Genomic DNA, 12,535 nt, shown 5'->3' on the forward strand with positions numbered 1-12,535 from the left:
GTGGACCGGGACGTCGTCGCCGCGGGCGCCTGGCGCCAGCTGTCGCTCATCGCAGGGGTGCAGGTCCTCGTCCTCGCGTGCTGGTTCGCCGCGTCGGCGGTGTCGCCGGCGTTGCGCGAGGAGTGGGGCGTCACGTCCGTCCAGTCGGCGCTGCTGACCGTCGCCGTCCAGCTCGGCTTCGTCGTCGGCGCGGTCGCCTCGGCCGTCCTCAACCTCGCCGACCGCTTCCCCGCCCACCGGATCGTCGGGACGGCGGCAATCGGCGCGGCCGCCTCGACCGCCGCCATCGCGCTGTTCGTCGACGGGCTCGCCGCGGCCGTCGCGCTCCGGCTGCTCACCGGGATCTTCCTCGCCGGCGTCTACCCCGTCGGCATGAAGCTCATGACGTCGTGGTTCGTCCGCGGCCGCGGCTTCGCCCTCGGCGTGCTCATCGCGTCGCTGACGCTCGGCAGCGCCCTCCCGCAGCTCATGACGAGCGTCGCAACCCTGCCGTGGCGCGGTGTGCTCCTCGCCGCGGCGTCGACCGCGGCCGTCGGTGCGCTCGTCGCCGTCCTCACCCTCCGGCCCGGCCCCTACGCGACCGCGGCCCCGCCGCTCGCGCCCGGGTACGTCGTCACCCTCTTCCGCCAGCGCGGACCGCTGCTCGCGAACCTCGGCTACTTCGGGCACATGTGGGAGCTCTACGCGATGTGGACGTGGGTCCCCGCCTTCCTCACCGCCTCCGTGCTCGCGGATACCGGGACGGAGCCGTCGCGCACCGTCGTCGGTCTCACCGCCTTCACCGTCATCGGCGTCGCCGGGGTCGCGGGCTGCCTCGTGGCCGGGCGGCTCGGTGACCGGATCGGGCGGGCCCGGGTCGCCGGGTGGGCGATGCGGGCGTCCGCGACGTGCTGCGTCCTCGCGGCCCTCGTCTACGGCGCGCCGCTGTGGCTCGTCCTGCCGGTGCTGCTCGCGTGGGGTGTCACCGTCATCGCCGACTCGGGGCTGTTCTCCAGCTGCGTAGCGGACGTCGTCGACCCGCGCTACGTCGGGACGGCCCTCACCACCCAGACGGCCATCGGCTTCCTCCTCACGATCGTCACGATCAACGCCGTGCCCGTCGTCGTCGACCTCGTCGGCTGGCGGGTCGCCGTGGCGATGCTCGCGGTGGGGCCGGTGGCCGGTGCGGTGGCGATGCAGCGGCTCGACGTCATGCTCCGCGCGGAGGAGCCCGCCACCGCCCGGTGACCTGTGGACGGCGTTGCGCGGATGTCCCCGCGGCGTCGTACGGTGGGTCGTTCGGAGGTCGCCACGCCGGGTGGGCGACGGGTCGTGGAGGAGGTCGGGATGCCCCGGGTCGTCGCCGCCCACCGCCTCGCGGCCCTCACCAACCGAGAGCTCGGCGACCTCTGCGGCACGATCACCGTCGCCCGCGGGCTCGCCTACGCCCGAGAGGGCCGCGTCGTCGACCTCGAGCTGTCCGACGACGGGCTCGAGGCCACCGGATGGGTCGGTGGCAGCACCGGACAGACGTACACGACCCGCGTCACGCTGAGCGACGTCGCGGGGACCGCCCGCGGGGCCCGCCGCTGGCACAGCCGGTGCACGTGCCCGGTGGCCGGCGACTGCAAGCACGCCGTCGCCGTCGCCGTGCGTACCCGCGAGGACGACCCGCTCACCGGCGACCGGCCCGACGACTCCGACGCCCCCGCCCCGACGTGGGAGCAGGCGCTCGGCGGCCTGCTCGAGGACGAGACACCGCCGGACATCACCCCGGTCGGGCTGCTCCTCGAGGCGACCGGTCCGGGCAGCCGGCCTCGGGTCACGACCGACACCGGCCGCGGTGGGCTGCGGCTGCGGCCGGTCGTCCCCGGCGTGCGCGGCCAGTGGATCCGTACCGGGGTCTCGTGGGAGACCTTCGCCGGCGGCTACTACGGCTTCGGGCACGTGACGTTCTCCGACGACCACCGCGACGCCCTCACCGCCATCGCCGACGCCCACCGCCGGTCCGCCCGGGGCTTCGGGTACGGCCGGATGCCCGACGCCGTCCCGCTCGACACCCTCGGCCCCGGCTGGGTCGGGCTGCTCCGGGCCGCCGACCGCGCCGGCGTCCGGCTGCTCGCCGACCTCTCCGGCGAGGGCGTCGTCGCCTTCGCCCCCGACCCCGCCGAGCTCGTCGTCGAGATCGAGGCCATCGACGACGGTGCGGAGCTGCGGCCGCGGCTCGACCTGCCCGTCGCGCCCGGCACCGACACCCACCTCGTCGGGTCTCCGGCGACCGGCTTCTGGCTGCGCGACGACGACACCCTCGTCCTCGGCCCGCTCGCCGAGCCCCTCGACGCCAGCAGGCAGCGGCTGCTCGACCTCGGCACCGTCGAGGTCCCCGAGGCCGACTGGGCCCGCTTCTGCGTCACCCACCTGCCGGGGCTGCGCCGCAAGGCCCACGTCCGCAGCCTCTCCCCCGAGCTCGAGCTGCCCGAGGTCGTCCCGCCGCGTCTCGAGCTCACCGTCACGGCCGAGCCGGGCCACCGCACCCACCTCGCATGGGGGTACCGCTACGGCGGGCCGACCGGCGTCACCGTCCCGCTCGACTCCGACGACCCGGATCCCATGCGCGACCGCGCCGCCGAGCGCCGGCTCGTCGACGCCCTCCGCGAGGTCGAGGAGGTCGCCGGGTTCGCCCCGCTGTGGCAGACCGTCGCCCAGCAGCCGCGCCTGGTCCCCGAGATCCGGCTGCACGGGTTCACGACCGTCGCGTTCTCCGAGGTCCTGCCGGTCCTCGAGGAGTCCGACGCGGTCCAGGTCACCGTCGTCGGGGAGGTCGCCGACTACAGCGAGGCCGAGGAGGCACCGCTCATCCAGGTCTCGGCCACGGACCGCCCCGGCGGCCGCGGGTCGACGGGCTCGACCGACTGGTTCGACCTCGGTATCTCGGTGACGGTGTCGGACGAGGACGTCCCGCTCGCCCCCCTCATCGAGGCGATCGCCAAGGGCCAGGAGCACCTCATCCTCGACAGCGGGACGTGGTTCTCGCTCGATCGCCCGGAGCTCGAGCAGCTGCGCCGGCTCGTCGAGGAGGCCCGCTCGCTCCAGGACAAGCCGTCCGACCCGCTGCGGATCTCCGCGGTCCACGTCGGGCTCTGGGAGGAGCTCGCGGCGCTCGGCGTCGTCGAGGAGCAGAGCGAGCGCTGGCAGGCGAGCGTCGGGCGGCTCGTCGACGGCATCGGTCTCGACCCCGCGGAGGTCCCCGTGGGCCTCGACGCGACCTTGCGGCCCTACCAGGTCGAGGGGTTCCGCTGGCTGTCGCTGCTCTGGGACACCGGGCTCGGCGGCGTGCTCGCCGACGACATGGGTCTCGGCAAGACCGTCCAGACCCTCGCGATGGTCCAGCGCGCGCACGAGCGCGGCCAGCTGACCGACCCCGTCCTCGTCGTCGCCCCGACGTCGGTCCTCTCGACGTGGGCCGGCGAGGCCGAGCGCTTCGTCCCCGGGCTGCGGACCGCCGTCGTCGACCGCACCCGCGGCAAGGATCGGCGCTCGCTCGAGGCCGCGGTCGGCGACGCCCACGTCGTCATCACCTCGTACACGGTGGCGCGGATCGACGAGGCGTCGTGGCGCTCGCGTCCCTGGGGGGCGGTCATCCTCGACGAGGCGCAGTTCGTCAAGAACCACCAGGCGAAGACGTACCAGGCGGTCCGGCGGCTCTCGGCGCGGGCGAAGTTCGCGATCACCGGGACGCCGCTCGAGAACTCCCTCATGGACCTGTGGTCGCTGCTGTCGATCGTCGCCCCCGGCCTGCACCCGAAGCCCGGCGCGTTCAAGGAGCAGTGGGCCAACCCCATCGAGCGCGACGGCGACCAGGACCGGCTCGACACGCTGCGCCGCCGGGTCCGCCCGCTCATGCTGCGCCGGACGAAGGAGGCGGTGGCCCGCGAGCTGCCGCCGAAGCAGGAGCAGATCCTCACCGTCGACCTGCACCCGCGCCACCGGGCGGTCTACGACCGGCACCTGCAGCGCGAGCGGCAGCGGCTGCTCGGGCTCATCGACGACCTCGACGGCAACCGGATGGCGGTGCTGCGGGCGCTCACGGCGCTGCGGCAGATGGCGCTCGACCCGGCGCTCGTCGACGACGAGTACGCCGGGCTCGCGACGTCGGCCAAGGTCGACACGCTCGTCGAGTACGTCGGCGAGCTCGCCGAGGAGGGCCACCGGGCGCTCGTGTTCTCCCAGTTCACCGGCTTCCTGTCGATCGTGCGCGAGCGGCTGGCCGCCGAGGGCATCGCGTACGAGTACCTCGACGGGCGCACCCGCGACCGTGCCGACCGGATCGCCGCCTTCCGCGAGGGCGACGCGCCGGTGTTCCTCATCTCCCTCAAGGCCGGCGGGTTCGGCCTCACGCTCACCGAGGCCGACTACGTCTTCGTCCTCGACCCCTGGTGGAACCCCGCCGCGGAGGCGCAGGCCATCGACCGGGCGCACCGGATCGGTCAGACGCGGCCGGTCAACGTCTACCGGCTCGTCGCCCGCGACACCGTCGAGGAGAAGGTCGTCGCCCTCCAGGAGCGCAAGCGCGACCTGTTCCAGAAGGTCGTCGACGAGGGCGCGGCGATGAGCAAGGCCCTCACCGCCGACGACCTGCGCTCCCTCCTCGACGGCTGACCGGTCGTCCACCGACGTCCCTGTGCATCCCGATTCGGGATGCACAGCCGCTACGATGGGTGAATGAGCACGCAGATCGCCGTCCGGCTCCCCGACGCCATGGTCGCCGCGCTGGATCGCGCCGTCGCCGACGGCCGGGCGCCCAGCCGCGCCGCCATCGTCGGGTCGGCCCTCGAGCGGGAGATGCGCCGTCTCGCCGCGGAGCACGACGCCCTCCTGCTGGAGCAGCAGGGAGCCCCGGACGACCTCGATGCCGTCGTCGCGTGGACGGCCACCACCGTGGACCTCGGGGACTGACGTGCGGGACATCCGTCTCGTCCGCCTCGACAAGACCCGCCCGGCCGTGGTCCTCACGCGCGCCGCCGCCCGCGCGGCGATGACGAAGGTGACCGTGGCACCGATCACCTCGACCGTCCGCGGCCTGAGCAGCGAGGTGCCCGTCGGGCCGGCCAACGGGCTGGACCACGAGTGCGCCGTGGCGCTCGACAACGTCGTCACCGTCCCCGCCGACCGGCTCGGCCGGGTCGTCGGTCACCTCACCGCGGCGCAGGAAGCGCAGCTCGCCCGCGCCGTCGTCCTCGCCTACGACCTGGACCTGCCCCTGCTCGACCGCTGATCGCACCGACCGGCGGACGCCGGGGGTCACCTACTCGCAGACGACGCCGTCTCCGTCGCGGTCGGTGTACCAGTGGTACTCCGGGTCGGTGCCCCGGTAGTACGGGCCGAGGCCGGACGGGAGGTCCTTGCAGTACGGGTAGCGCGCGTCGGTGGAGGGCGCCTTCGGCGTCGGGACGGGCTTCGGCTTCGGCTTCGGCGGCGCCACAGCCTTCGGGCTCACCTCCTTGCCACCTCCCAGGGGGACCGCCGTGGACCGGGGGAGCCCTCGCTCCGGACAGGTGCGGAGGATGCGCTCGATGGCATCGCGCTCCGCCGCGGTGACCCACAGGTCGTACTCGCGCTTCACCGCCACCTGCCGGGCGACGTACGCACACCGGTAGGCCTTGCGGGGTGGCAGCCAGGTCGCGGCGTCGCCGTCGCCCTTCGCCGCGTTCGTCGGGCCGTCGACCGCGAGGAGGTTCAGGGGGTCGTTCGCGAACGCGGTCCGGGTGCGCTCGTCGAGCTGCTGGGCGCCCTTCTGCCACGCGTCGGACAGCGCGACGACGTGGTCGACCTGGACGGCAATGGACGTGCTCGCCCCGCGGACGAAGTCGATGCGGTCGCCGGTGTACGGGTCCTCGAGCCGTCCGGTGAGGACGAGGCAGCCGCGGGTCCCTGCCTTGAGGGTGAAGCGGGTGAGGTCGCGCCGCAGGACGTCGTTGCGGGTGTCGCAGCCGTTGCGGTCGGTGTCCGCCCAGGCCTGCCCGAAGCGGTCGCGGTCGTAGCCGGTCTTCGGCGCCCGGCCCTTGACCGGCAGGGCGGCCAGGGCAGCGAGCGCGGTCCCGGCGGCCGGGGCGGAGCGGGTGGGTGACGGGGTCGGCGTGGTCGTCGGTGTCGGCGTGGCCGTCCGAGCCGGGGTGGCGGTCCGGGTCGGCGTCGGCGTCTCCGAGGGGGACGGCGTCGGAGGGGCCGTCGGAGTCGCCTCGTGCGACACCGTCGACTCGGAGGTGGTCTCGTCGTCGGTGGTCGCGACGGCGGCCGCGGTCGACGCACCGTCACCCGGGCCGGCTGCGGCACCGCCGACCCCCGCGAGCACGAGCGCGCCCGCGAGCGCCGCGCCGGCCGCTGCGCGTCCGTTGATCCGCGCCCATCGCACCCGACCTCGGACCAGGGCGACGACCGAGACGACGAGCGCGTAGAGGGCGGCCATGAGCACCGCGTCGGCAGCCCCGCCGACGGCACCTCCGAGGAGTGCGGACACGGCGAGCCCTCCCCAGCCGAACCACGCCGCAGGTCCGCGGGACCGGTGCGCCGCGGCAGCCGGCGACGCCTGACCGGGTGGTCGCGGCGCGACGTGCTCGGTCCAGTCGCTTCCGTCCCAGTACCGGTGGCCCTCCGGCACCGGGTACCACCCGGCCGGTGCGTGGCTGCTCATCCGCGATCCTCCCCGTGTCCCTGTGCCGCTGTGCGCTCGCGGCACGCTACGGACGACGGGCGGGCGGTACCCCACGTTCGGGGTCCGGGTCGTCCGAACGGACGGGAAGCACTCGCCCGTGGGGGCGGTTGCATCGGGCGACGAGGACGTCGGCGAGTGGAGGAGAACGGCATGTCGGACTGGAACCAGCAGATCATCGACGAGTTCCGGGCGAACGGGGGCACGGTCGGGACGATGGGCTTCGGCCGGGCGCTCGTCCTCCTGCACCACGTCGGGGCGCGCAGCGGCACCGAGCGGATCGCCCCGCTCGCGCACATCCGCGACTCCGCGGACCGGTGGTTCGTCGCGGCGTCGAAGGCGGGCGCCCCGGACAACCCGGACTGGTACCACAACCTGCGGGCCCACCCCGAGGTGGCGATCGAGACCCCCGACGACGGCACGGTCGAGGTCCGGGCCCGCGTGCTCGACGGTGACGAGCGCGACGCCGCGTGGGCGCGCTTCGAGGAGATGTCCGACGGCTTCAAGGGCTACCAGGAGAAGACGAGCCGGGTCATCCCCGTCGTCGCCCTCGAGCGCCGCTGACTGCCCGCCCGCGAGGCGTCAGTCGGGGCGGGTCATCGCCTCGGGGTCGACCCACCGGTCGTAGTCGTCCTCGCTCACGTGGCCGGAGGCGACCGCGGCCTCGCGGAGCGTCAGGCCGTCGCGGTGCGCCTGCTTCGCGATGGCCGCGGCGTGGTCGTACCCGATGTGCGGGGCCAGCGCGGTGACGAGCATGAGGTCGGCCTCGAGGTGCTCGGCGATCCGGTCGCGGTCGGCCTCGAGCCCGACGACGCAGTGCTCGGTGAACGAGCGGCAGGCGTCGGCGAGCAGCCGGATCGACTCGAGCACCCCGTGCGCCATGACCGGGGTGAAGACGTTGAGCTGGAAGTTGCCCTGCGTCCCGGCGAACCCGACGGTCGCGTCGTTGCCGAACACCCGGGTCACGACCATCGTCATCGCCTCGGACTGGGTGGGGTTCACCTTGCCCGGCATGATCGAGCTGCCCGGCTCGTTCTCGGGGATGCGCAGCTCGCCGATGCCGGTACGCGGCCCGGAGGCCAGCCAGCGGACGTCGTTCGCCAGCTTCATGAGCCCGCCGGCGAGGGTGCGCAGCGCCGACGACACGGCGACGAGCCCGTCGTGCGCCGCGAGCTGGACGAAGAGGTTGTCGGCCTGCCGGAACTCCAGGCCGGTCTCGGCGGACAGGTGCTCCGCGACCTTCGGCCCGAACGCCTCCGGCGCGTTGAGCCCGGTGCCGACCGCCGTCCCGCCGATGGCGAGCTGGAGCACCCGGTCGCCGGAGCGCCGGACGTCCCGCCACGCCTCGCGCAGCTGACCGGACCAGGCGCCGATCTCCTGGCCGAGCGTCACCGGCGTCGCGTCCTGGAGGTGGGTACGGCCGACCTTGACGACGTCGCCGAGCTCCTCGGCCTTGGCGTCGAGCGCGGCGACGAGACCGTCGACCGCGGGGAACAGACGCTCGGTGAGCTCGAGGGCGACGGCGACGTGGACCGCCGTCGGGAAGGTGTCGTTGCTCGACTGGCTGCGGTTGACGTGGTCGTTCGGGTGGACGGGATCCTTCGAGCCCAGCTCGCCGCCGAGGATCTCGATCGCCCGGTTCGCGACGACCTCGTTCGTGTTCATGTTGCTCTGGGTCCCGGACCCGGTCTGGAAGACGACGAGCGGGAAGTGGTCGTCGAAGTCGCCCTGTGCCACCTCGTCCGCGGCCCGGACGACCGCGTCGGCGATCTCGTCCGGCAGCAGACCGAGGTCCCGGTTCGCCTGCGCGGCGGCCTTCTTCAGCAGGCCCAGCCCGCGGACCACCGGCCGGCCCCAGACGAACGTGTCGCGCCCGATGTCGAAGTGCTCGAGGCTGCGCTGGGTCTGGGCTCCCCAGTAGCGACCGGCGGGCACCTCGATCTCGCCCATCGTGTCGCGCTCGGTCCGGGTTGTCGTGCTGCCGCCGTAGGACGTGGTGCGGTCCGTGCTCATGTCCCCACGGTAGTCCGGGGTCCTGCGGTCTCCGAGCGTCGACCGCACCGTCGCGGGTCGAGCGCCGGTACCGTCGGACGATGAGCCGCCGGTTCCGCGACGACCCGGACCTGGTCTACCTCGTCCGCGACTACGACGCGGTCTACCGGCGCGGCTCGGCCGGGGGCAGCCGGGTCATCCGCGGCCATCTGCGGACCGTGCGCGAGGCGGTCTCGGACGTCTTCGAGGCCAACCCCGAGGTCGCCGACCGGCCACCGCAGGCCCTCCCGGTCTGCGCCCACCTGCCCCGCGCGCTGCACGCCGGGACCCGGGGGCCGATGGCGGACATGAGCCACTCGCTGCTGCGAGTGGCGGACCGGTTGCACTGGGAGTACGGCTACGAGCGGGTCCCGCGGGGGCTGACGGAGAAGTACGGATACTGCGAGGTCGTGGGTCCGCGCGGCCCGGTCCTCGCGGACGACCTCGTCCTCGGGCTCGTGCTCTTCGCGCCGAGCACCACCTACCCGCAGCACCACCACGCGGACATCGAGGAGTCCTACGTCGCGATCAGCGGCGCGTGGTCCGAGAACGACGCCGCCGTCTACGCCCCCGGGTCGCTCATCCTCAACGTCGCCGCCCACGACCACCGGATCACGACGGGCTTCTCCGAGCCGACCCTCCTCGCCTACGCCTGGGTCGGGCCTGCCGAGCGGCTGCGCGACCCGGCGATGCGCTTCTCGCCGAGACGCCGCTGACCTGCGGGGACGCCGGTGGCGTCGCGCCTTCGACGACCACGGCGACCGGCCGTCTCCACAGGCTCCGGCCCCATCAGCACGACCTAGGGTGAGGCGATGCCGTCATCCCGCTGGGCCACCCCGCTCGACGCGGTCTTCCTCGCCGCGGAGACGGACGAGACGCTCATGCACGTCGGGATCCTGCTGCACCTCACGCCCCCGGACGGCGAGGCCGCCGCCTTCGCCCGCGACCTCGTCGCCGAGCTGCACGCGGGCCCGGTCGAGCCACCGTGGACGCTGCACCTGCAGACCCGACGACTGCTGCGCCAGCTGCTGCACCGCTGGGTCGAGGACCCCTCGTTCGACGTCACCCACCACGTCCGCCTCACCGCGCTGCCGCACCCCGGCGGGGAGCGGGAGCTCGGCGTCCTCGTGTCACGTCTGCACTCCGAACGGCTCGACCTGCGGCGCCCGCCGTGGGAGGTGCACGTCATCGAGGGCCTGGAGCCGGGACGCGTGGCGGTCTACGTCAAGGTCCACCACAGCCTCGTCGACGGCGTCTCCGGAATGCGCCTGCTCGAACGGGGCCTGAGCACCGACCCCGACGACCGGGCCCACCCGCACTTCCTCGGCATCCCGCCCGCGCGGGGTGCGGACCGCTCCGAGAACACCGGCGACGGGCTCGGCCTCCTCCGCACCCTCCTCGGAGGTGCCCGCGCCGCCCCCGTCGCGGTCCGGACCGCCGTCGCGACCCAGCTGCGCCTCGGTGACGACGCGGGGGCGACGGCCGTGCCGTCGTACGTGGCGCCGCGGTCGGTCCTGAACGCCAGGACCGGGCGAGCCCGACGCTTCGCCACCCAGCGCCTCGACCTGACCCGCCTGCGCGCCGTCGCCGCGGTCGGCGGCCACACGGTCAACGACGTCCTGCTCACCGTGTGCTCGACCGCCCTGCGGCGCTACCTCGACGAGATCGACGCCCGCCCCGACGAGCCCCTCGTGGCGCTCGTCCCGGTCGACGTCCGTGCTCCGGAGGGGCACGGCGGCGGCAACTACGTCGGCGGGACGCTCGTCTCGCTCGCGACCGACGTCGACGACCCCGTGGCCCGGCTGGAGGCGGTCGCGGCCTCGGCCGCCGCCGCGAAGGCGCGCACGGCCGACCTGCACCCCGACGCCGTCATCGCGTACAGCGTCCTGCTGCTATTGCCGGCGGCGCTCGAGGCGACCCGCGCGGCGTCCCGGCTGCCGTTACCGGTCCCGACGACCCTCAACCTCACCGTCTCGAACATCCCGGGGCCGCGGGAGGTCCTCTACTGGCGGGGCGCCCGGCTCGACGCCGCGTTCCCCGTCTCGATCCCGGTCCACTCGATGGCCCTCAACATCACGGCGCAGTCGTACGCGGGCTCGCTCGACGTCGGGTTCGTCGGTGACCGGGACGCCCTGCCACACCTCCAGCGGCTCGCCGTGCGCACCGGGGAGGCGCTCGACGAGCTGGAGACCGCCGTCGTCAGGTCGGAGGCCGCCGTCGTCAGGCCGAGGGCGGCTCGCCGGTCCCGAGGTTGACCATCCACGCGATGCCGTAGCGGTCGACGAGCTGGCCGTACTCGTCGCCCCACATCTGCTTCTCGAACGGCAGGGTCACCGTCGCTCCCTCGGACAGGGCCTCCCAGTACCCGCGGATCCGCTCGTCGTCCCCGCTGATCGAGACACTGACGTTCGTCGTGCCGGGCATCTCGCCGCTCTGCCCGGGCGGCATGTCGGAGGCCATGAGGACGAAGCCGTCGTCGGTGCCGAGGTAGGCGTGCATGACGTCGTCGGCACCGGTGCCCTCGGTGCCCATGTCGCCGAAGGTCATCACCTCGAGCGTGCCGCCGAAGACGCGCTGGTAGAAGGTCATCGCCTCGCGGGCCGTGCCGTCGAAGGCGAGGTAGGGGTTGAGACCGATGGACATCGCGTGCTCCCTGCACTGGTCGTCGTCCGGCCCCGTCGGTCGGACGCTGGGACGCTACTCCCGCCCACCGACGGGTGTCACCGACCCGACGCCGTCCGGGCACCGACCTCGGCATACTCCGTCCATGCCGACACGGCATCGGACCGTCGACCTCGTCCACCTGCCCGTGCGCTCCACCGCGACGGACTGGGTGTACGGCAGCGCCGTCGTGCCCGTGCCCGGCACCGCCGCGGTCGCCGTGAGCCCGCCGACCGGCGCCTCCCGGGCGCCCTGGTGCCTCGTCGACGTCGACACCGGTGAGGTGCGTACCGGCACCGGGCTTCCCGGCATGCTCCGGGACCTGCACGTGCCACCCGCAGGTGCGGCCGACCCCCGGTGGTGGGTCCTCGGGGAGCACGGCGTCGGGCGGGTCGACCAGGAGGACCCCCGCCTCGCCGTGACGGACGTCCGGCGCCGGGGTGTGGTCCCCGTGCCGGCCCAGGCCCTCGTCCCGCTCGGACCGGACCTCGTCGGGGTCCGGGGCGGTGCCGCAGGCACGACGGTCGTCCTCGACGCCCGGTCCGGCGAACCCGGGGGACGGCTGCGCACGGCGGGCATCGGCGCAGCGTTCCCGCTCGCCGACGGTCGCGTGCGCCTGTTCGAGCCCTCGCGCGGCCGGGCCGTCGACGTCGACCTCCCGACCCTTCGGACGGTCCGGCGGCATGCCCTACCGCTCGGCAAGCACCCGGTGCTCGCCCCGGGGACGCTCACCTACGTGGGGCTGGCAGAGGTCCCGTCGAGCAGCCTCGGCGGGATCGGGGAGGACCCGGTCGCCGTGCCCGACGCCGTCGTCCGCCTCGACCCGCTGACCCTCCGGACACTCGACGGCCCTCGTGTGCCCGTGGCACGGGACGTCGTCGAGGTGCTCGGGACCGACTCCACCGGTCGGCTCGTCGTGTCCGGGCGGACCGGGCTCGACCTCGCCGACCCGTCGACCGGTCGTGTCGAGCGCCTCCACACCGAACGGCCCTGGTCCGCCGCGGTGCTGCCGGGCCGGGACGTCGCCGTCCTCACGACCGACCGGTCACCCCTCGGCACCCTGGCCGTCGTGCGCTGGTGACCCGGGTCCCGATGCCCCGGACGGTCACCGGATCGCCACGTCCCGTTCCTCCCGCGGGGGCCGTGAGCCGCCTA

The 12,535-nt window shown here is 74.3% G+C and carries 11 protein-coding genes; 8 read left to right on the top strand and 3 right to left on the bottom strand.

Annotated elements, in window-relative coordinates:
- The 4 genes from KC207_RS11820 (at nucleotide 1) to KC207_RS11835 (ending at nucleotide 5,254) form a co-directional block, all read left to right on the top strand.
- A complete protein-coding gene (locus tag KC207_RS11820) occupies nucleotides 1-1,227 on the top strand; it encodes an MFS transporter (RefSeq protein WP_211603276.1) in 1,227 nt (408 codons plus the stop codon).
- A gap of 99 nt (nucleotides 1,228-1,326) precedes the next feature.
- Complete coding sequence (locus KC207_RS11825) at nucleotides 1,327-4,638, top strand: DEAD/DEAH box helicase (RefSeq protein WP_211603277.1); 3,312 nt, start codon at nucleotides 1,327-1,329, stop codon at nucleotides 4,636-4,638.
- Between the two features lie 63 nt (nucleotides 4,639-4,701).
- On the top strand, nucleotides 4,702-4,935 hold the full coding sequence (locus KC207_RS17045; RefSeq protein ID WP_211603279.1) for a YlcI/YnfO family protein: 234 nt from the start codon (nucleotides 4,702-4,704) through the stop codon (nucleotides 4,933-4,935).
- Nucleotide 4,936: 1 nt separating this feature from the next.
- Entirely contained in the window at nucleotides 4,937-5,254 is a 318-nt protein-coding gene (locus tag KC207_RS11835; protein ID WP_211603280.1) for a type II toxin-antitoxin system PemK/MazF family toxin, read from the top strand.
- Between the two features lie 30 nt (nucleotides 5,255-5,284).
- Here KC207_RS11835 and KC207_RS11840 read toward each other — a convergent pair whose 3' ends face one another.
- A complete protein-coding gene (locus KC207_RS11840) occupies nucleotides 5,285-6,670 on the bottom strand; it encodes a GmrSD restriction endonuclease domain-containing protein (RefSeq protein ID WP_211603282.1) in 1,386 nt (461 codons plus the stop codon).
- 171 nt (nucleotides 6,671-6,841) lie between these two features.
- Here KC207_RS11840 and KC207_RS11845 point away from each other — a divergent pair, with 171 nt between their 5' ends.
- On the top strand, nucleotides 6,842-7,252 hold the full coding sequence (locus KC207_RS11845; protein ID WP_211603284.1) for a nitroreductase/quinone reductase family protein: 411 nt from the start codon (nucleotides 6,842-6,844) through the stop codon (nucleotides 7,250-7,252).
- Between the two features lie 18 nt (nucleotides 7,253-7,270).
- Here the strand turns inward: KC207_RS11845 and fumC are convergent, their stop codons facing one another.
- Nucleotides 7,271-8,701, bottom strand: coding sequence for a class II fumarate hydratase (fumC, locus tag KC207_RS11850; protein WP_211603286.1), 1,431 nt, complete (start codon nucleotides 8,699-8,701; stop codon nucleotides 7,271-7,273).
- An 80-nt stretch (nucleotides 8,702-8,781) separates the two neighbouring features.
- Here fumC and KC207_RS11855 point away from each other — a divergent pair, with 80 nt between their 5' ends.
- Both KC207_RS11855 and KC207_RS11860 read left to right on the top strand, forming a co-directional pair.
- Nucleotides 8,782-9,435 carry a dimethylsulfonioproprionate lyase family protein gene (locus KC207_RS11855; protein ID WP_211603287.1) on the top strand — a complete coding sequence of 218 codons (654 nt, stop codon included), beginning with the start codon at nucleotides 8,782-8,784 and terminating at the stop codon, nucleotides 9,433-9,435.
- 96 nt (nucleotides 9,436-9,531) lie between these two features.
- Nucleotides 9,532-10,974 carry a wax ester/triacylglycerol synthase family O-acyltransferase gene (locus tag KC207_RS11860; RefSeq protein ID WP_211603288.1) on the top strand — a complete coding sequence of 481 codons (1,443 nt, stop codon included), beginning with the start codon at nucleotides 9,532-9,534 and terminating at the stop codon, nucleotides 10,972-10,974.
- On the opposite strand, the gene KC207_RS11865 is transcribed toward KC207_RS11860, so the two are convergent.
- On the bottom strand, nucleotides 10,940-11,362 hold the full coding sequence (locus KC207_RS11865; protein ID WP_211603289.1) for a VOC family protein: 423 nt from the start codon (nucleotides 11,360-11,362) through the stop codon (nucleotides 10,940-10,942). The two genes, KC207_RS11860 and KC207_RS11865, sit on opposite strands and share 35 nt — an antisense overlap.
- 124 nt (nucleotides 11,363-11,486) lie before the next feature.
- Here KC207_RS11865 and KC207_RS11870 point away from each other — a divergent pair, with 124 nt between their 5' ends.
- Nucleotides 11,487-12,461 (top strand): hypothetical protein, encoded by a 975-nt coding sequence (locus tag KC207_RS11870; RefSeq protein ID WP_211603290.1) that lies wholly within the window; start codon nucleotides 11,487-11,489, stop codon nucleotides 12,459-12,461.
- The last annotated feature ends 74 nt before the right edge of the window (nucleotides 12,462-12,535 follow it).

Source organism: Phycicoccus avicenniae (assembly GCF_018139485.1).
Lineage (GTDB): Bacteria > Actinomycetota > Actinomycetes > Actinomycetales > Dermatophilaceae > Phycicoccus > Phycicoccus avicenniae.